The following is a 19,026-nucleotide window of genomic DNA, read 5'->3' on the forward strand; positions in this document are numbered from 1 at the left end:
GCAAGTCAAAAGGGACTGGCTCCGTTAGGTGCCTGTCCCTCTAGACGGTGCAGGTCACTGCTGCGCAAGAACAACCAGGGCGTGCCTCACATCGATGTAAATATTAGACTGTATTTCGAAGCGCTAGACGTGATAAAATCAGTTTGTAGTCGTGGATGCACCCCAACTACAACACTGGTAAGAAAGACTTGGAAAAGGAGATTAGCCATGAGATCCAGCAGCAGAGATACATCAAAGGGCATACTCCATGAAACAAAAGGCAAAGTAAAGGAAACTACCGGCAAGATATTCGGGAATGTTTCATTGGAAGCCGAAGGCAAGGCCGAAAAAATAGCCGGCAAAGTGCAGAAAAACGTCGGTAAAGCTGAAAAAAACATCGAGGATGATCTCGAAAAGGACACCAGCCGTCACGGTAAATACTGATTCTAGCGGCTGACAGGCAGGACCGGATGGGGACGGCATATGCGCCGTCCCTTTTTATTTGGCGAGGGGACTGGCTCCGCAGGTGCCTGTCCCCTTTGTCGTCTATTTGGCGAGGGGACTGACTCCGCAGGTGCCTGTCCCCCTTAATGGTTTGGGGAAGGTGGCTGAGCTGAAAGGAGCGTTCCGCTAGAGGGACAGGCACCTGACGGGGCCTGTCCCTTCCGCTTAATCCGGCAGCGCTGTTCCGCAGTAGGGACAGACCAGGCAGGAGGGATCGAGATAGCGACCGCAGGGCGGAAAGGTGCACTGCTTGGGCTTTTTCCTCACCGGTGGCGCCGGATGAAAGTCATCGTTCTCCGTGAGGAGCGTACTGGGGAGCGGGTCGCTCCCGGCGGCCTCCTTGAGAGGGAGGCACTCAAGGGCCTCCTGCATCTGCAGGCGGCGTTTTTCAACTTTCTTCGCTTTCTTCAACTTTCCGTTCTTCGACATGAGGCTTCCGTGAGCAGATACAAAAAGGGGTTACCTGGCGGGTAACCCCTTCACAATGGTTGCGGGGACAGGGCGGCCGTCTGCAGCCTTGGGTGCAGCATTGTCCGCAGCTATAGCACAGTTGACGGGGGGGAAGCAACCCCCACCGCAGAAAAGGTTACAGCCTGAACTGCCCCACCAGCCGCTCCAACTCCTCCGATTGCAGCGCCAGTGTTGTGGCAGCGGCGGCGGTCTCGTTCACCCCGCGCGCGGTCTGCTGCACCACATCGGTGATCTTCTGGATGCTGCGGGTGATCTCGTCGGTGGTGGCGGTCTGCTGCTGCGCGGCGGCGGTTATCTGGCCGATCTGGCCGTTCACCTCGCCCACCTGGGCCAGGATCTCCTCCAGGGCCTGACCGGAACGCGCCGAGAACTCGGCCCCCTTCCCCACTTCGGCCACACCTTCCTCTATGGCGGCGATCGCGCCGCGGGTCCCCCCCTGGATCGCCTTGATCATCTCCCCGATCTCCCGGGTGGCGCTGGTGGTGCGCTCCGCCAGGGCGCGCACCTCGTCGGCGACCACCGCGAACCCCCTCCCCTGATCCCCGGCCCGGGCGGCCTCGATGGCGGCGTTGAGGGCCAGCAGGTTGGTCTGATCGGCGATGTCCTGGATGGTGCCGATGATCTGGTCGATCTGGTCGGAACGGGCGCCCAGCTCCTCCACGGTGGTGGCGGCACCCTGCACCCTGCTCGCGATGCGCTCCATGCCCTGGGTGGTCTGGCGCACCACGTCGGCCCCGAGGCCGGCGGTCTGGCTGGCGCGCTTGGAGTTGTCGGCGGCGCTCATGCAGTTGCGCGCAATGTCGCCGGAGGTTGCCGCCATCTGCTCGCTGGCGACGGCGACCGCGTTGGTCTGGGCGGCGGCATCGTCGGTACCGGCGGAGATGCGTTCCGCGTTTTGCTGCAGTTGGTGCGAGGTCTGGGCCACCTGCTCCGAGTTCTGCTTGATCTGCCGGATGATGTCGCGCATGGTGCTTTGCAGCGCGTCGATGGAGCGGATGATGGTGCTGATCTCGTTGTTGCGCTTGGCGGCGATGGGCTGGGAGAGATCCCCGTCGATCATGGTCTTCAGGATGGCGATGATGCGCTGCAGCGCGTCGTTGACCGACCAGAACAGCAGCCCACTGAAGAAAGCGCCCAGGACCAGGAACACGATGGTGGAGACCACCGACAGGGCCAGTGAGAACGACCTTCCCGCCACCACGGCGAACACGATGCAAAAGCTGTAACAGATGCAAAGCAGGATGATGCGAGTGCGGATGCGGAGGTGGAGGTAGAGATCGAGTAGAAAGTTCATGACCGTCTCCAGCTTTTCAATTCTTGCAGCAACAGACCGGCCTCACTGCCGTCTGTACCAGTTTCCTGCAGAACCTCTTCGGAGAGAAACCACGATGCTTTAGCTGTTTATCTTTCTTTTTTCTCGACGGCGGGCTCAACTTCGTCATAGGGTAGAGTCTGACTCAGCCGCAGGCTCGCTGCCACAAAAGATTTTTCTCTTAAAGATTTCCTCAAGGAGCCGATATAACAGAAAACGTCACTGCCCTCCCTCCACATGCACCAACTCCGCCCGAGACCGAAAGCAACAGTGCCGGTGCAAACAGTGTGGCGACGGCGCCTGTGCCTGCCGCTCTCCCCCCGACGGCGGCACCCAATCTGAGTACACAACTGAGTAACACTTGTAATCACGTGTATGACAAAAGCAGCGCCGCCACCCAGAAAGTGAGCAAACTCCAATTCCAAAAACACTTGTTTTTGCGTAGCAATGCCCCCCTCCGCCCGTATACGTTTCACATGGCACGGTAACTGCTGATAAGCGTTGATCGATTTGTCCGAACACTACCCCCGCAAAGGTTGCATCATGAAAACAATCGGATTACCCAAGAAGCAGGGGATGTACGATCCCCAGTTCGAGCACGACGCCTGCGGCGTCGGCTTCGTCACCAACATCAAGGGGAAGAAGTCCCACGAGATCGTCCAGCAGGCGATCACCGTCCTGGAGAACCTGGACCACCGCGGCGCGGTCGGCAGCGAGCACAACACCGGCGACGGCGCGGGCATCCTGATCCAGATTCCGGACGCCTTCTTCCGCAAGGTCTGCCCCGAAGCCGGCATCGAGCTCCCCGCTCCCGGCGAGTACGGCGTGGCCATGCTCTTCACCTCCCCGGAAGCCACCGAGCGCAGCGCGGCCAAGCACATCTTCCAGCGCATCATCGCCGAGGAGGGCGTCGAGATGATCGGCTGGCGCGACGTGCCGACCGACAACTCGTCTCTTGGCGACACCGCCAAGGCGGGCGAGCCGCTGGTGAAGCAGATCTTCTTCAAGCGCAGCGCTAACTGCGCCGACGAGGACGCCTTCAACCGCAAGCTCTACCTGGTGAACCAGAGGGCGATCCACGAGATCCGCGACCAGGAAGTCGATCCGTACTGGTACGTGGCCAGCATCTCGACCCGCACCATCGTCTATAAAGGGATGCTGATGCCGGCCCAGCTGGACCAGTACTACCCCGAGCTGCGCGACGAGGACGTCACCTCCGCCATCGCGGTGGTCCACTCCCGCTTCTCCACCAACACCTTCCCGAGCTGGGACCGCGCCCACCCGTACCACTACCTGGCGCACAACGGCGAGATCAACACCCTGCGCGGCAACGTGAACTGGATGCATGCGCGCCAGTCCATGTTCAACAGCGAACTGTTCGGCGACGACATCAAGAAGCTCCTGCCGGTGATCAACACCAACGGCTCCGACTCGGCGATGTTCGACAACTGCCTGGAGCTGCTGCTCATGACCGGCCGCTCCCTGCCGCACGCGGTGATGATGATGGTGCCGGAGCCGTGGGAAAACCACGAGACCATGAGCAAGGAGAAGCGTGCCTTCTACGAGTACCACTCCTGCCTGATGGAGCCGTGGGACGGCCCCGCCGCCCTCACCTTCACCGACGGCCGCATCATCGGCGCGGTGCTGGACCGTAACGGCCTGCGCCCCTGCCGCTACTACCTGACCGACGACGACCTGGTGATCATGGCGTCCGAGGCGGGCGTGTTGCAGGTGCCGCCCGAGAAGGTGATCAAGAAGGGGCGCCTCCAGCCGGGCAAGATGTTCCTGGTCGATACCGAGCAGGGGCGCATCATCTCCGACGAGGAGATCAAGAACGAGCTGGCCACCGCCAAGCCGTACGCGGACTGGGTCAAGGTGAACCACCTCCCGCTGGCCGACCTGCCCAAGGCGAAGTCCCAGGCGGTGGAGGATTCGCCCCTGGTGCAGCGCCAGAAGGCGTTCGGCTACACCTTCGAGGACCAGGAGACCATCATCGGGCCGATGGCGACCTCCGGCATCCAGCCGCTGGGTTCCATGGGCACCGACACCCCGCTCGCGGTCCTCTCCGAGAAGCCGCAGCTGCTCTACAGCTACTTCAAGCAGCTCTTCGCCCAGGTGACCAACCCGCCCATCGACCCGATCCGCGAGGAGATCATCACCGCGACCGCGGTCAGGATCGGCTCGGAGTCCAACCTCCTGAAGCCCTCCTCCACCAGCGCGCGCGTCATCCGCCTGGAGCACCCGATCCTCACCAACGAGGACCTCGGCAAGCTGCGCGAGCTCGACCGCCCCGGCTTCAAGACGGCGACCCTGTCGCTGCTCTTCAAGGCGTCCGACGGCGCCGAGGGGATGGAGAAGGCGCTGGAGAGCCTGTTCAGCAGCGCCATCCGGCACATCGAGATGGGGACCACCGTCCTCATACTCTCCGACCGCGGCGTGAACGAAGAGTACGCGGCCCTGCCGGCGCTGCTGGCCGTGGCCGGCCTGCACCACCACCTGATCCGCACCGCGACCAGGACCCACGCCTCCCTGATCCTCGAGTCGGGCGAGCCGCGCGAGGTGCACCACTTCGCGGTGCTTTTGGGCTACGGCGTCACCGCCATCAACCCGTACCTCGCCTTCGAGTCCATCGAGGACATGATCCAGGAGGGGATGCTCCCCGGCCTGGACTACAAGAAAGGGGTCAAGAACTTCGTCAAGGCCTCCATCAAGGGCATCGTCAAGACCATGGCCAAGATGGGTATCTCCACCATCCAGAGCTACCGCGGCGCCCAAATCTGCGAAGCGGTCGGCCTGCACCAGTCGGTGATCGAGAAGTACTTCACCTGGACCCCGTCCCGGATCGGAGGTATCGACCTGAACGGCATCGCGGCCGAGCTTCTGCAGCGCCACAAGAAGGCGTACCCGCACCGCGTGCCGGCCGACCCGACCCTGGACCCGGGCGGCCAGTACCAGTGGCGCAAGGAGGGTGAGGAGCACCTGTTCAACCCGCTCACCATCCAGTCCCTGCAGAAGGCCACCAGGACCAACGACTACAACGAGTTCAAGGTCTTCTCCAAGCTGATCGACGAGCAGAACGAGCGTCTCTACACGCTGCGCGGCCTCCTGGACTTCAACACCGACATCCGCATCCCGGTCCCCATCGAGGAGGTCGAGCCGGTCGAAGAGATCATGAAGCGCTTCAAGACGGGCGCCATGTCCTACGGCTCCATCAGCCAGGAGGCGCACGAGGCGCTGGCCATCGCCATGAACAGGATCGGCGGCCGCTCCAACACCGGCGAGGGTGGCGAGGATCCGGCGCGCTTCACCTGGACCAACGAGCTGGGCGACTCCAAGAACAGCGCCATCAAGCAGGTCGCCTCCGGCCGCTTCGGCGTCACCAGCAACTACCTGACCAACGCCAGCGAGCTGCAGATCAAGATGGCGCAGGGGGCGAAGCCGGGCGAAGGCGGCGAGCTGCCGGGCCACAAGGTGTACCCGTGGGTCGCCAAGACCCGCCACACCACCCCGGGCGTCGGCCTCGTGTCGCCGCCGCCGCACCACGACATCTACTCCATCGAGGACCTGGCGGAGCTGATCCATGACCTGAAGAACGCCAACCGCCGCGCCCGGATCAGCGTCAAGCTGGTCTCCGAGGTCGGCGTCGGCACCATCGCGGCCGGCGTGGCCAAGGCCCATGCCGACGTCGTGCTCATCTCCGGCTACGACGGCGGCACCGGCGCCTCCCCGCTCTCCTCGATCAAGCACGCGGGCCTCCCCTGGGAGCTCGGTCTCGCCGAGACCCACCAGACCCTGATGCTCAACAACCTCAGGAGCAGGATCATCGTCGAGGTGGACGGCCAGTTGAAAACCGGCCGCGACGTCGCCATCGCCGCCCTTTTGGGTGCCGAGGAATTCGGCTTCGCCACCGCGCCGCTGGTGACGCTTGGCTGCGTCATGATGCGCGTCTGCCACAGCAACACCTGCCCGGCCGGCGTCGCGACCCAGGATCCGGAGCTCAGGAAGAACTTCTCCGGCAAGCCCGAGTACGTGGTCAACTACATGCGCTTCATCGCGCAGGAAGTGCGCGAGATCATGGCGGAGCTCGGCTTCCGCACCTTCAACGAGATGGTGGGCCGCGCCAACCGCCTGGAGCCCAAGCGCGCCGTGGCCCACTGGAAGGCACAGGGGCTCGACTTCAGCAACGTGCTGTACCAGCCGCAAACCGGCATCAAGGGGAGCCGCTACTGCACCGAGAGCCAGGACCACGGCCTGGAGAAGTCGCTGGATATGACCAGGCTCCTGGAGATCTGCAAACCCGCCATCGAGAAGGGCGAGAAGGTGAGCGCGGAGCTCCCCATCACCAACATCGACCGCGTGGTCGGCACCATCGTCGGCAACGAGGTCACCCGCGCCTACGGCTCCGAGGGACTTCCCGACGACACCATCAGGCTCAAGTTCCGCGGCTCCGCGGGGCAGAGCTTCGGCGCCTTCGTACCCAAGGGGATGACCCTGGAGCTGACCGGTGACGTCAACGACTACCTCGGCAAGGGCTTAAGCGGCGGCACCATCGTCGTCTATCCCCCCGATGGCTCGCCGTTCAAGGCCGAGGAGAACATCATCGCCGGCAACGTCGCCCTGTACGGCGCCACCAGCGGCACCGCCTACATCAGCGGCATGGCGGGCGAGCGTTTCTGCGTGCGCAACTCCGGCGTCAACGCCGTCGTTGAAGGGGTCGGCGACCACGGCTGCGAGTACATGACCGGCGGCACCGTCGTGGTACTCGGTGAAACCGGCAGGAACTTCGCCGCCGGCATGAGCGGCGGCGTTGCCTACGTTCTGGACAGCGCCGGTGACTTCAAGGATCGCTGCAACACCGAGATGGTGGCGCTGGAACTCCTGGACGAGCAGGACCAGGAAACCCTCAAGGAGATGATCGCGCAGCATGCCAAGCGTACCGGCAGCGCCCGCGCCACCCGCATCCTGCACGACTGGAAGACCCACGCCCACAAGTTCGTCAAGGTGATGCCGATGGACTACAAGCGGGTGCTCCAGGCCCTGGAGCGCGCCAAGGCCTCCGGCCTGACCGGCGACGACGCACTGGCCGCTGCCTTCGAAGAGAACGCAAGCCAGGCAGCACACTAGATAAGCTAAACGACCTGATACTTCAGATAGGATAGAGCTATGGGAAAACCTACCGGATTCATGGAATACAAACGCGAGCTCCCGGCCGACCGCGAGCCGCTTGAGAGGCTCAAGGACTGGAACGAGTTCCACCTGCACCTGCCGGAAGAGCACCTGCGCACCCAGGGTGCCCGCTGCATGGACTGCGGCATCCCGTTCTGCCACACCGGCATGCTGGTGAGCGGCATGGCCTGCGGCTGCCCCATCAACAACCTGATCCCCGAGTGGAACGACCTGGTGTACCGCGGCCTGTGGAAGCAGGCCCTGGCCCGGCTGCTCAGGACCAACAACTTCCCCGAGTTCACCGGACGGGTCTGTCCCGCGCCGTGCGAGGGGTCCTGCACCCTGGGCTCGATCGACCCGGCGGTCACCATCAAGAACATCGAGGTGAGCATCATCGACCGCGGCTGGGCTGAGGGGTGGATCGCCCCCAACCCGCCGCAGGTGAGGACCGGCAAAAAGGTCGCCGTGGTCGGTTCCGGCCCGGCCGGCCTCTCCGCCGCCGCACAACTGAACAAAGCCGGTCACCAGGTCACCGTTTTCGAGCGGGCCGATCTCCCGGGCGGGCTTTTGATGTACGGCATCCCCAACATGAAGCTCGATAAGCGTGAAGTGGTGCTGCGCCGCGTGAAGCTCATGGAGCAGGAAGGGATCAACTTCGTCTGCAACACCGCCATCGGCGGCGCCGACTACCCGGTCGAGAAGCTCAAAGGCGACTTCGACGCCGTGATCCTTGCCACCGGCGCCACCCTCCCCCGCGACCTTCCCATCGACGGGAGGAACCTCAAGGGGATCCACTTCGCCATGGACTTCCTGACCGCCAACACCAAGGCCGTCCTGAACGAAGGGGCCGACTTCATCTCCGCCGAGGGCAAGAACGTCATCATCATCGGCGGCGGCGACACCGGTACCGACTGCGTGGGCACCTCGCTGCGCCACGGCTGCGCGTCGGTGACCCAGCTCGAGATCATGCCCCGCTTCCCCGATACCCGCGCCACCGACAACCCGTGGCCGGAGTGGCCCAAGGTGCACAAGGTCGATTACGGCCAGGAAGAAGCGGCAGCCAAGTTCGGCGCCGACCCGCGCGTCTTCGTCACCACCGCGACCAGGTTCGAAGGTGACGCACAGGGGAACGTGACGGCGGTGCACACCGTTCAGGTGGAATGGAAGCAGAACGAGAAGGGGCAGTTCATACCGGTCCCGGTGCCGGGCACCGAGCAGGTGCGTCCCGCCGACCTGGTGCTTTTGGCCATGGGCTTCCTCGGCCCCGAGCAGGAGCTTCCCGAGGCGCTCGGCCTCGAGCGTGACCCGCGCAGCAACATCAAGGCGGAGTTCAACCGTTACGCCACCAACATCCCGGGTGTTTTCGCCGCCGGCGACTGCCGTCGCGGCCAGAGCCTCGTGGTGTGGGCCTTCAACGAAGGGCGCGGCGCCGCACGCGAGTGCGACCGCTTCCTGATGGGCGAGACCGAGCTGCCGTAACTGATAGGCTCAACCGCTGCAACGAGAAAAGGCACCCGGAAAACCGGGTGCCTTTTTTCGTTCCAGAATTGCGGGAGCCGTGGTGTGCCATCCAATGACAAGAAAAGGGCATCACGTTCCCCCCTTTGGCGAAGGGGGGACAGGGGGATTTACCACCCGGCACCGGTGGCGCCTACTCTGAGGGACGCTCTGACGCAGCCATGGCAGACGCTTTCCTTCGGGTAGCGGGCTGATACACTTGTGCCTCGAAACTTCTACGGAGATAACGTCCATGGAAACGAGAATCGACCAGATCGCACCCGCCCTGTATCGGCTGTCGACGCACATCGCGAAGATCGACCTTCAGTTCAACCAGTTCCTCGTGCTGGACGACGAGCCGCTTTTATACCACACGGGCTTGCGCGGCATGTTCCCGCAGGTACGTGACGCCGTGGCCAAGGTGATCGACCCGGCAGCCATCCGCTGGATCGGCTTCAGCCACTTCGAGGCCGACGAATGCGGCTCTCTCAACGATTGGCTCTCACTCGCCCCCCGCGCACAGGCGGTTGCCGGCACCATCGGTGCGCTGGTCAACATCAACGACTTCACCGGCGGCAAGACGCGCGTCCTCACCGACGGCGAAGTCCTGACCACGGGGCAGCGCCGGTTCCGCTTCCTGGAGACTCCCCAGGTGCCGCACGGCTGGGATGCAAGCCTGCTTTTCGAGGAACGCGACGCCGTCCTGTTCAGCTCCGACCTCTTCCTCCAAAACGGCAACCCAGCCCCCCTTACCGAGGACGACATCCTGGAATCGACCCGGCAGACCCTGCTCTCCTACGAAGCCGGCCCCCTTCCCCACGCCTACCCCTATACGCCGTACACCGACGCCACCATTCGCAAGCTCGCGGCGCTGGAGCCCAGACTCCTTGCCACCATGCACGGCTCCTCCTACAGCGGCGACACGGCAGCGGCGCTGCGTCAGCTGGCCGACCTGTTCGCCCGGCAACTGGGCTAACGCCAACATTCCCGCACCCGGGAACTGCCCGGAGCCACCCGGGCGCTGCTCGACTGACCAGCGGCGTCCGTCCGTTCCCCTCTCCCCTCTCCCCTCTCCCCTCTCCCCTCTCCCCTCTCCCCTCTCCCCTCTCCCCTGCTCCGCCGGGTCATGCCCCCGCGGAGTCGCCACCTGCTGCCCCCACAAAAATATTCATTTCTGCCCCTGTTCCTGGGGGCAACTTTCATCTACCTTGAGGCAAGTCTCGGCGAGGAGCCTGATCCCCGCCTCTATGTCGGCAACGGCCATGCCGCCGAAGCCGAGCATGAGGCGGGTCGTGTCAGGCACGCCATCGGCGCAGGTCGCACTGAACGGGAACAGGTACATGCCGTTGGCCGCGGCACGGCTGATGATGGCGCCCTCCCCGCAAACGGACTCACCCAACTGAAGGACCATGTGCAGTCCGGCCCCGGCCCCGATCACGTTGGCGCTGTTGCCGAAGTGCCGATCGATGGCCTTCAGCATGATGTCGTGCTTTTTCTGGTAAAGGGTGCGCATGCGCCGGATGTGGCGCTCCCAGTAGCCGTGCGCCATGAATTTGGCCATGGCCTTCTGCTCCAGCAGCGAAACTGTCGGGAAGAAGTCGCGATACAAAGCGTTAAAGCCACCCAGCAGGGAATTCGGCAGCACCAGGTAGGAAAGGCGCAACGCCGGCGAGAGTATTTTGGAGAAGGTTCCCAGGTAGATGATGTCCGCGTCCGGTCGCAGCCCCTGCAGGGACGGGATCGGTTTACCGTGGTAGCGCAACTCGCTGTCATAATCGTCCTCGATGATCAGGTTGCCGCCCGATTGAGCCCATTCGATCAGCTTCAGACGGTTGGCGATCGGCATCACCTGCCCCATGGGCATCTGATGTGAAGGGGTGACGTAGGCGATACTGCTATCGCCGCCACGCAGCGCGTCCAGATCCATCCCCCCTGCCCCGACCGGAACCGGTACGATGCGGAACCCGTTATTTTGGAACACCGCTCGCGGCAGGTGGTATCCCGGATTCTCGACCGCGACCGTGGAGTGACCATCGCGCAGCAGGTGCGCCACCAAGTCCAGGCCGTGTTGCAGCCCGGCACAGATAAAGATCCGCTCCGGGTCGCACACCACCCCGCGGGAGCGCTCGAGGTACTGTTGGATGTTGCAGCGCAGCTCCCAGTCCCCCTGGACGCTGCCGTAGTGGGACAACTCCCCGGGACTCTCACGCAGGGACTCCAGGAGGCAGCTACGCCACTGGGCCAGGGGAAAGCCGGAGGGATCGAGGCGTGCGGGGTGGAAGTCATACCTGAAAGTCGGCGCGGGCCCGGGCGAGGGGCTTTGCTGAAGCGGCGCACGGCTCCGCGTTACGGACGCTGCCAGTTGGTCCAGTGCGGAAACGAAGTAGCCGCTGCGCTGCCTGCTGTAGATGTAGCCCTCGGCAAACAGCTCCAGGTAGGCGCCCTCGACTGTATTGCGACTGGTGGAGAGCTCGTTCGCCAGATCCCTGACCGATGGGAGCCTGGTATGGGCAGGGAGCTTTCCTGACAGCACCTGTTCCCTGATCTGGTTGTAGAGTTGCCGGTAGAGAGGAGTCTTGTCGTTGGCATTCAGGATAAACATGAACCCGTCCAGTCACACAATGGCTGTGCACGATCAATAACAGGAGGTAAGAAATGATAACCGAGAAGCTGCTTGAAATTCTGAAACAGGATGGCGTAGTCGCCATCGCCACCTTGGGGGAAGACGGACCGCACCTGGTCAACACCTGGAACAGCTACATCCGCATCTCGGAGGAGGGGCGCATCCTCATTCCCGCCGGGTACATGAACCGCACCGAGGCCAACGTCGCCTTCAACCCGGCAGTGCTGATCACCGTGGGAAGCAGCAAGGTGCAGGGGCTGCACGGACCCGGCGCCGGTTTTCTCATCAAGGGTAATGCCGCCTTTATAACGTCCGGACCTGATTTCGATCAACTAAAATCGAAGTTCAACTGGCTGCGCGCCACCCTGGCAGTCACCCCCGACGCGGTAACCCAAACCTGGTAAGCTGCGGCACAGTTGCGCGCGATCGAGATTGGACGCATCCGGACAAAAAGCACGAAAGACCGCATACCAAGGACACGACGAAGTGAATACGCGGTCCCTGCAGGACTTGAACAAGAGGCAGGGGCCGTAAGAACAGCAGACGCAGGCAAAGTCATTCACCGGGGCCACAGCAGCGATGAATGTGGCCCTGGTCCTGATCCTCGCGATGATCGCCGCCGGGGTCTGCAGTATCGTGTGGAACCTGCAGGCGATCACTAGCGGGCCGAAATAGCCCCCCTCCTCCTACCCTACCGCTTACAGCCGTGCCGGCAGCACCTACCACAATCCCCTCATGCTTCCTGACACTGCAGCAGACCGAATCAGAGGTCTGCGCTAAGTCAAAAAACAGGTGCGTTTTTAGACAGAACGGCTCGGTGACTGTATATTTAAACGACGATAATAACTGTACTTGTCACGCTAAGAGGGAGGGAGACATGGAGGCAGAGAAGAAATGCCCGATAACAGGCGCAACGAACAGCCCAGAACTCAGAGGTCGCACCAACCGGGACTGGTGGCCGAACCAGTTGAACCTGAAGTTGCTGCACCAGCACTCACCCCAGGCCAACCCCATGGGTGAGAGCTTCAACTACGCAGAAGAGTTCCAGCAGCTCGACCTGGCGGCCCTGAAGCAGGACCTCTACGCGTTGATGACCGACTCGCAGCAGTGGTGGCCGGCCGACTACGGTCACTACGGTCCCCTCTTCATACGGATGGCCTGGCACAGCGCGGGGACCTACCGCACCGGAGACGGCCGCGGCGGCGCCGGATCGGGGACCCAGCGCTTTGCCCCCTTGAACAGCTGGCCCGACAACGTCAACCTCGACAAGGCGCGCAGGCTCCTTTGGCCCATCAAGCAGCAGTACGGCAGAAAGATCTCCTGGGCCGACCTCATGATTCTCGCCGGAAACTGCGCGCTCGAATCGATGGGATTCAAGACCTTCGGCTTTGCTGGCGGACGTGAGGACGTCTGGGAGCCTGACGAAACCTACTGGGGCACAGAGAGCGAGTGGCTTGGGGACAAGCGCTACAGCGGCGAACGGGACTTGGAAAACCCTCTCGCCGCCGTGCAGATGGGGCTCATCTACGTGAACCCGGAAGGCCCCAACGGCAACCCCGACCCGGTGCTGTCCGGACGCGACGTCCGGGAGACCTTCAAGCGCATGGCCATGAACGACGAAGAGACCGTCGCGCTCATCGCGGGTGGGCATACCTTCGGCAAGTGCCACGGAGCGGGTGATCCGGCCCATGTCGGTCCGCCCCCCGAGGCTGCGGGAATCGAGGAGCAGGGGCTAGGCTGGAAAAACAGCTTCCGCAGCGGCAAGGCAGGGGACACCATCGGCAGCGGGCTGGAGGGGGCGTGGAAGCCGCAGCCGACCAAGTGGGACATGGGGTACCTGAATGTCCTGTTCAAGTACGAGTGGGAGTTGGTGAAGAGCCCGGCGGGTGCGCACCAGTGGATCGCCAAGGACGTGGCCGCGGAGGACATGGTGGCTGATGCCCACGACCCGTCCAAAAAACACCGTCCCATGATGACCACGGCCGACCTCTCCCTTCGCTTCGACCCGATCTACGAGCCTATCGCGCGGCGCTACCAGCAAAACCCGCAGGAGTTCGCGGACGCCTTCGCCAGGGCTTGGTTCAAGCTGACCCATCGCGACATGGGTCCCCGCTTGCGCTACCTCGGCCCCGAGGTCCCGTCCGAGGAGCTGGTCTGGCAGGATCCGATCCCCCCGGTCGATCATCAACTGGTCGACGAGCGTGACGTCGCGCAGCTCAAGGAGCGGATCCTCGCCTCCGGGCTGACGATCTCGGACCTGGTCCGGACCGCCTGGGCTTCGGCAGCCACTTTCCGCGGTACTGACAAGCGCGGCGGGGCGAACGGCGCGCGCATTCGCCTCTACCCGCAGAAAGACTGGGAAGTCAACGAACCCGCCCGGCTGTCGGCGGTAATTGAGACCCTCGAAAAGATCCGGGAACAGTTCAACGGTGCACCCGGCAAGAAGGTTTCTCTCGCGGACCTGATCGTTCTGGGGGGATGCGCCGCCGTCGAGCAGGCGGCCCGCAACGCGGGCCACGAACTGAGGGTCCCGTTCACACCGGGACGCACCGATGCGTCTCAGGAGCAGACCGACGTAACCTCGTTCGTCGCCCTCGAACCCGCAGCCGACGGGTTCAGGAACTACCTCAAAGCCCGGTATTCGGTGACCGCCGAGGAGTTGCTGGTCGACAAAGCGCAGCTACTGACGCTTTCCGCTCCCGAGATGACGGTCCTGATCGGTGGCCTTCGCGTACTCGAGGCGAACTTCGAACAGACCCGGCACGGCGTATTGACCAAGCGGCCGGGTGCACTTACCAACGATTTCTTCGTTAACCTGCTCGACATGCAAACCGTGTGGAAGGCGGCATCGGTGGCCGGCGATGTGTTCGAGGGGCGGGACCGTACAACAGGCGAATTGAAGTGGACCGGCACCCGCGTCGATCTCGTCTTCGGTTCTAACTCCCAGCTTCGGGCTCTGGCCGAGGTGTACGGCTGCCGTGATTCCCAGGAGAAGTTCGTGAGCGACTTCGTTGCCGCCTGGAACAAGGTCATGAACCTCGACCGCTTCGATCTCGCCAAACCTTGATGCGCCGGCGACGGCCCCTCGTGTTCACCCGGCCGGTGGTCATGAAAAATTGCGCTCCAAGCGAAACGGTTCAGGAATCCCCTGAACCGTTTCCTTTTTTAGCCTGCAAGGAGTCATCCCTTCCAGGGCAAGGTCAATGACTGAGGCTGGGGCATTTCGAGGGGGCCGTTTTCCCTATCATTCGACACAATGTTTGTTCTTCCCATCCATCCTGCGCCCCTTCTATAATTAAGGCAGTCCCGACAGCACAGCGACCTTATGTAAAAGTGCTACCCACCGGACCATGATCACATGGGCCGGTTGTGAAGGAGGGAGGACATGAAAGACATCATCGACACACTGAAGACGGACGGTTCCTTTCAGACCCTGCTCTCGCTGCTGGAGAGCGCCGGGCTGACTGAGAGGCTGCACGGCGCGGGAGCCTTTACCCTGTTCGCTCCCAATGACGAGGCATTCACGCGCGTGAAGGTGGAAGTGATCGCGGCCGACAAGGATAAACTGGCCTCACTCCTCGCCTATCACGTCGTCAAGGGGGCGCACAACTCCGCGCAGATCGCTGAGAACGATCACCTTTTGACCGAGAGCGGCAAATCGCTCAGTGTCCGGACCCAGGGGGGGCGGCTCGTGATCGACAACGCCCAGTATGTCCGGACCGACATACCTTGCGACAACGGCTTGATCCAGGTCATCGACAACGTCTTCCTGCCCGAATTTTCCGGCTGGTACTGCGGCGGCTGCTGCTAGCCAGACAATTGCCCCCTGCTTTCAGCAGGGCCATCAACGAACGCTTCCTGCACGTCTTCAGCCATTCCCCCGGATAGAGGGGAAGCACGAGAGGCGCTTGGTCCCCCAGGCGCCTTTTGCATTTTGGCTCCCCGTGTTCAGCTCACCCGGCGATCACCACGCACTTGAATTCGCTTACGCCAGGGCTATAGTTGGCGCTGTTTAATTTTCGCCCCCCCAACACGAGCACGACACATCGCCTCACCCGAAGCTGTCACCCCACGATCGAGACGGAGGAACGACTATGGAAACTTCGAAACGAGTAGCGTTGGCAATCGTCAGCAGGGCGGCAGGCAGGGTATTGCTGAAGGCGGCGGCGGGACTTCTTAACGTTCTGCTCCTGGTCGCCTGGGCATCCCCTGCCCTTGCCGCCTCGACCCGGCTCGGGGTGGGGTACGCCCACAGCGCCGCAGTCAAAAACGACGGGACGGTTTGGACCTGGGGGTACAACGGCAGCGGCCAGTTGGGGGTGGTGGGACCGGACGAGAGCCCATCCCCCCTGCAGGTGCCCGGGCTCTCCGGGATGAGGGCTGTCGCGCTGGGACAGGAGCATACCTTGGCGCTCAAGGGCGACGGAACGGTATGGGCCTGGGGCGCCAACTCCGGGGGGGAACTGGGCAACGGCACCAATACCGCCAGCGCGGTTCCCGGGCGCGTCGCCGGGCTCACCGGGGTCGTCGCCGTTTCAGCGGGAGCATTCAACGGGCTCGCGCTCAAAAGCAACGGCACCGTCTGGTGCTGGGGCTGGAACAATTCGCGGCAACTGGGCAACGGCTCGGACGTGTTCTGGTCGTCAAGACCGGTACAGGTGACCGGGCTCACGGGGGTAGTTGCCATCAGCATGGGAACCCGGCACGGCCTGGCGCTGAAAAGCGACGGCACGGTCTGGGCCTGGGGCAGCGGCATCCTCGGCAACGGCTCCCTCTATGGAAGCGGCACCCCGGTGAAGGTGTCAGGACTGACTGGCGTCACCCGGATCGCCGCAGGAGACGACCATAGCGCGGCAATAACAAGCGACGGGACGGTTTGGACCTGGGGCGAAAACGGCTACGGGCAGATCGGCAACGGCACCACCGATAACAGCGTCTTACCGGTAAGGATCTCCGCCCTCGGCGAAGATGTCGCCGTCATCGCCACGGGTATGTACTTCACCGTGGCCGTCAAGAAGGACGGAACGGTGTGGGGCTGGGGCTGGAACGAACTGGGGCAACTCGGGACCGGCGATACCGAAAATACCACCACCCCGCGACATGTAACAACCTTCACCGAGGTAGCAGACGTGGCCGCAGCCGAGAGAAACATGCTGGTGCTGCGCAAGGACAACACGGTGTGGGGCTGCGGGATGAACGAGTTCGGCCAGATAGGCAACGGTGGCTACAACTTCAATGCCACGCCGATCAAGCTTAGCAGACTCGGTACCGCGGTTACCGCCCTGTCCGCGAGCGTGCTGCACAGCCTCGCCTTGAAAAACGACGGCACCATGTCCGCCTGGGGCTTCAACAACGATGGCCGCCTCGGCAACGGCAGCACGACCAGCACCTTCGTTCCGGTAACGGTCTCCGGCATCTCAGAAGTGACCGGGATCGCGGCGGGAGGAATATTCAGCCTGGGCTTGAAGAACGACGGGATCCCGTACGCCTGGGGCTACAACGGCGAAGGATCGCTCGGCAACGGCGGCACCACCGACAGCAAAGTACCTGTCCAGGTGCCGGGTGTCTTCGATGTCATCTCGCTGGCGGCGGGTCCCGGTCAGGCGTTGGTGCTTAGAAGAGACGGAACCGTCTGGGGCTGGGGGACAAACGGCTTGGGTGAACTCGGCAACGAGACGATCTTCGACCAGAGCAGGATACCCGTCCAGATGACAGGAATCGCCGGTGCGAAGAGCATCTGCGCCGGCGAGTACAAGAGCTTTGTCATTGAACAGGATGGCTCCCTCTGGGCCTGCGGCTGGCATATCTTCGGCATGGGAAACGCCCGGAGCACCATCGCCACGAAGCTTCCCGTTGCCGGTGTGGCGGCCATCGCGGCGGGCAGTAGTACCCACAATGTCATCCTCAAGACCGACGGGACCGTGTGGACCTGGGGAACGAACGAGTACGGACAATTGGGAAACGGTACCGTCGAGGACAATTATCTTCCCATACAGGTACAGGGCCTGTCCGGGGTGAAGGCGGTCCAGGCAGGGGGATGGTTCAGTGTCGCCTTGAAAAACGACGGGACCGTGTGGACCTGGGGGATCAACGGTTCCGGGCAACTGGGCAGCGGCAACACCACCAACAGCACGCGCCCGGTTCAGGTCCAGGGTTTGACCGGTGTGACTGCCATCGCAAGTGGCAACAGCTATACCCTGGCACGCAAGTCCGACGGCACCGCCTGGGGCTGGGGCGACAACTTCATGGGGCAGTTGGCGATCAACCCCGGCTGGGCCCCGATCAAGACGCTCATCACCCTCGGGCCACAGCTTTACACACTAAGCGGCAAGGTGGTTTCCGAGGGAACCGGCCTTCCCCTCACCGGGGTAGCCGTTTCCATAGCAGGGAAATCCGCGACCACGACCACCACCGGCAACTTCAGCATCACCGGCATCCCCGCCGGAACCTATACGCTCACCATCTACAAGTCCGGATACGTGACCAAGACCTACACCGGCTATGTCATGAGCGCAGACAGAACCGGCATCACCTTCCATCTCGCCCCCGCGTCGAGCTACTCCATAAGCGGTGTCGTGCGCAGCGGTAGCAGCACGGGGCCTGTTCTTCCCGGAGCCACGGTGTCCATAGCGGGAAAGACCTCCACGACCACGAGCACCGGCAGTTTCAGCATAACCGGCATACCGGCCGGGACCTATACGCTCACCATCTACAAGTTCGGATACGTGACCAGGACCTACACGGGGTACGTCGTGAGCGGCAACCGCACCGGTCTGCTCTACTACCTGGTTCCGGCCCCGACCTACTCCCTGAGCGGCACGGTGCGCATCGGTAGCAGCACCGGCCCCGCCCTTTCCGGCGCCGCCCTCGGCATAGCGGGGAAATCCGCGACCACCACGAGCACCGGAAGTTTCAGCATCACCGGCATCCCCGGCGGAACTTACACGCTCACCATCTACAAGACCGGGTATGTGACCAAGACGTACAGCGGATACGTTGTCAACGGCAACCGGTCGGGACTCGTCTTTTACCTGGTCCCGGCCCCCACATTCAGCGTCAGCGGCATGGTGCGTGCCGGCAGTTCGAGCGGCCCCGGCCTGGCGGGAGCAACGGTAGCCATGGCCGGCAAAACGGCGACCACCACGAGCGCCGGCACCTATAACCTCTCCGGCATCCCTGCGGGGACCTACACGGTCACCATCTCGAAGTCGGGGTACACGACCAGGAAGGTCACGGGATTCGCGGTCAGCGGCAATCGGACCGGTGTGACCTTCTACCTGGTATCGGCAGCGCTTCGATCCGCCATTAGGTGAAGGGTCCCGAATAATCACAAGTAGACCCAGCCCGCGGTGCGGAGCCCTCCGCACCGCGACACTACACCCTCTTGTTCACGCAGCGACAAGGAGTCGCTACGCACACCTCGTCAGGTGGCTCAAAGGCCACGGTGGCGACAAACTTCCCCACATCCCGACGC

11 protein-coding genes are annotated in these 19,026 nt (G+C 63.0%); 8 read left to right on the forward strand and 3 right to left on the reverse strand.

The window, feature by feature from the left end:
- The first annotated feature begins 207 nt into the window (after window positions 1-207).
- Window positions 208-423: a CsbD family protein gene (locus H7687_RS14680; protein ID WP_183348689.1), complete on the forward strand. Its 216-nt coding sequence runs from the start codon at window positions 208-210 to the stop codon at window positions 421-423.
- A gap of 225 nt (window positions 424-648) precedes the next feature.
- Here H7687_RS14680 and H7687_RS14685 read toward each other — a convergent pair whose 3' ends face one another.
- Window positions 649-912, reverse strand: coding sequence for a hypothetical protein (locus tag H7687_RS14685; RefSeq protein ID WP_183348691.1), 264 nt, complete (start codon window positions 910-912; stop codon window positions 649-651).
- Window positions 913-1,069: 157 nt separating this feature from the next.
- On the reverse strand, window positions 1,070-2,248 hold the full coding sequence (locus H7687_RS14690) for a methyl-accepting chemotaxis protein (protein ID WP_183348693.1): 1,179 nt from the start codon (window positions 2,246-2,248) through the stop codon (window positions 1,070-1,072).
- A 561-nt stretch (window positions 2,249-2,809) separates the two neighbouring features.
- Between H7687_RS14690 and gltB the strand changes: the two genes are divergently transcribed.
- The 3 genes from gltB (at window position 2,810) to H7687_RS14705 (ending at window position 9,905) form a co-directional block, all read left to right on the forward strand.
- Entirely contained in the window at window positions 2,810-7,390 is a 4,581-nt protein-coding gene (gene gltB / locus H7687_RS14695; RefSeq protein ID WP_183348695.1) for a glutamate synthase large subunit, read from the forward strand.
- 39 nt (window positions 7,391-7,429) lie between these two features.
- Window positions 7,430-8,911 carry a glutamate synthase subunit beta gene (locus tag H7687_RS14700; protein WP_183348697.1) on the forward strand — a complete coding sequence of 494 codons (1,482 nt, stop codon included), beginning with the start codon at window positions 7,430-7,432 and terminating at the stop codon, window positions 8,909-8,911.
- Between the two features lie 271 nt (window positions 8,912-9,182).
- Complete coding sequence (locus H7687_RS14705) at window positions 9,183-9,905, forward strand: oxygen-binding di-iron domain-containing protein (RefSeq protein ID WP_183348699.1); 723 nt, start codon at window positions 9,183-9,185, stop codon at window positions 9,903-9,905.
- Between the two features lie 192 nt (window positions 9,906-10,097).
- Here H7687_RS14705 and pdxR read toward each other — a convergent pair whose 3' ends face one another.
- Window positions 10,098-11,531: a MocR-like pyridoxine biosynthesis transcription factor PdxR gene (gene pdxR, locus H7687_RS14710; protein ID WP_183348701.1), complete on the reverse strand. Its 1,434-nt coding sequence runs from the start codon at window positions 11,529-11,531 to the stop codon at window positions 10,098-10,100.
- Window positions 11,532-11,584: 53 nt separating this feature from the next.
- Here pdxR and H7687_RS14715 point away from each other — a divergent pair, with 53 nt between their 5' ends.
- The 4 genes from H7687_RS14715 to H7687_RS14730 all read left to right on the forward strand — a co-directional run bounded on the left by H7687_RS14715 (window position 11,585) and on the right by H7687_RS14730 (window position 18,865).
- A complete protein-coding gene (locus tag H7687_RS14715; RefSeq protein ID WP_183348703.1) occupies window positions 11,585-11,956 on the forward strand; it encodes a pyridoxamine 5'-phosphate oxidase family protein in 372 nt (123 codons plus the stop codon).
- A 473-nt stretch (window positions 11,957-12,429) separates the two neighbouring features.
- Window positions 12,430-14,619, forward strand: coding sequence for a catalase/peroxidase HPI (gene katG, locus H7687_RS14720; RefSeq protein ID WP_183348705.1), 2,190 nt, complete (start codon window positions 12,430-12,432; stop codon window positions 14,617-14,619).
- 318 nt (window positions 14,620-14,937) lie between these two features.
- Window positions 14,938-15,363 carry a fasciclin domain-containing protein gene (locus H7687_RS14725; protein WP_183348707.1) on the forward strand — a complete coding sequence of 142 codons (426 nt, stop codon included), beginning with the start codon at window positions 14,938-14,940 and terminating at the stop codon, window positions 15,361-15,363.
- 283 nt (window positions 15,364-15,646) lie between these two features.
- Complete coding sequence (locus H7687_RS14730; protein WP_183348709.1) at window positions 15,647-18,865, forward strand: RCC1 domain-containing protein; 3,219 nt, start codon at window positions 15,647-15,649, stop codon at window positions 18,863-18,865.
- Window positions 18,866-19,026: the final 161 nt, after the last annotated feature.

It is taken from the genome of Geomonas paludis, from assembly GCF_014193585.1.
Classification (GTDB): domain Bacteria; phylum Desulfobacterota; class Desulfuromonadia; order Geobacterales; family Geobacteraceae; genus Geomonas; species Geomonas paludis.

What these genes read in the sequence shown, in the direction of transcription:
- katG (WP_183348705.1), top strand. Translation starts at nt 12,430, where the DNA reads ATGGAGGCAGAGAAGAAATGCCCGATAACAGGCGCAACGAACAGCCCA.
- H7687_RS14705 (WP_183348699.1), top strand. Translation starts at nt 9,183, where the DNA reads ATGGAAACGAGAATCGACCAGATCGCACCCGCCCTGTATCGGCTGTCG.
- H7687_RS14715 (WP_183348703.1), top strand. Translation starts at nt 11,585, where the DNA reads ATGATAACCGAGAAGCTGCTTGAAATTCTGAAACAGGATGGCGTAGTC.
- H7687_RS14730 (WP_183348709.1), top strand. Translation starts at nt 15,647, where the DNA reads ATGGAAACTTCGAAACGAGTAGCGTTGGCAATCGTCAGCAGGGCGGCA.
- H7687_RS14690 (WP_183348693.1), bottom strand. Translation starts at nt 2,248, where the DNA reads ATGAACTTTCTACTCGATCTCTACCTCCACCTCCGCATCCGCACTCGC.
- H7687_RS14680 (WP_183348689.1), top strand. Translation starts at nt 208, where the DNA reads ATGAGATCCAGCAGCAGAGATACATCAAAGGGCATACTCCATGAAACA.
- gltB (WP_183348695.1), top strand. Translation starts at nt 2,810, where the DNA reads ATGAAAACAATCGGATTACCCAAGAAGCAGGGGATGTACGATCCCCAG.
- pdxR (WP_183348701.1), bottom strand. Translation starts at nt 11,531, where the DNA reads ATGTTTATCCTGAATGCCAACGACAAGACTCCTCTCTACCGGCAACTC.
- H7687_RS14700 (WP_183348697.1), top strand. Translation starts at nt 7,430, where the DNA reads ATGGGAAAACCTACCGGATTCATGGAATACAAACGCGAGCTCCCGGCC.
- H7687_RS14685 (WP_183348691.1), bottom strand. Translation starts at nt 912, where the DNA reads ATGTCGAAGAACGGAAAGTTGAAGAAAGCGAAGAAAGTTGAAAAACGC.
- H7687_RS14725 (WP_183348707.1), top strand. Translation starts at nt 14,938, where the DNA reads ATGAAAGACATCATCGACACACTGAAGACGGACGGTTCCTTTCAGACC.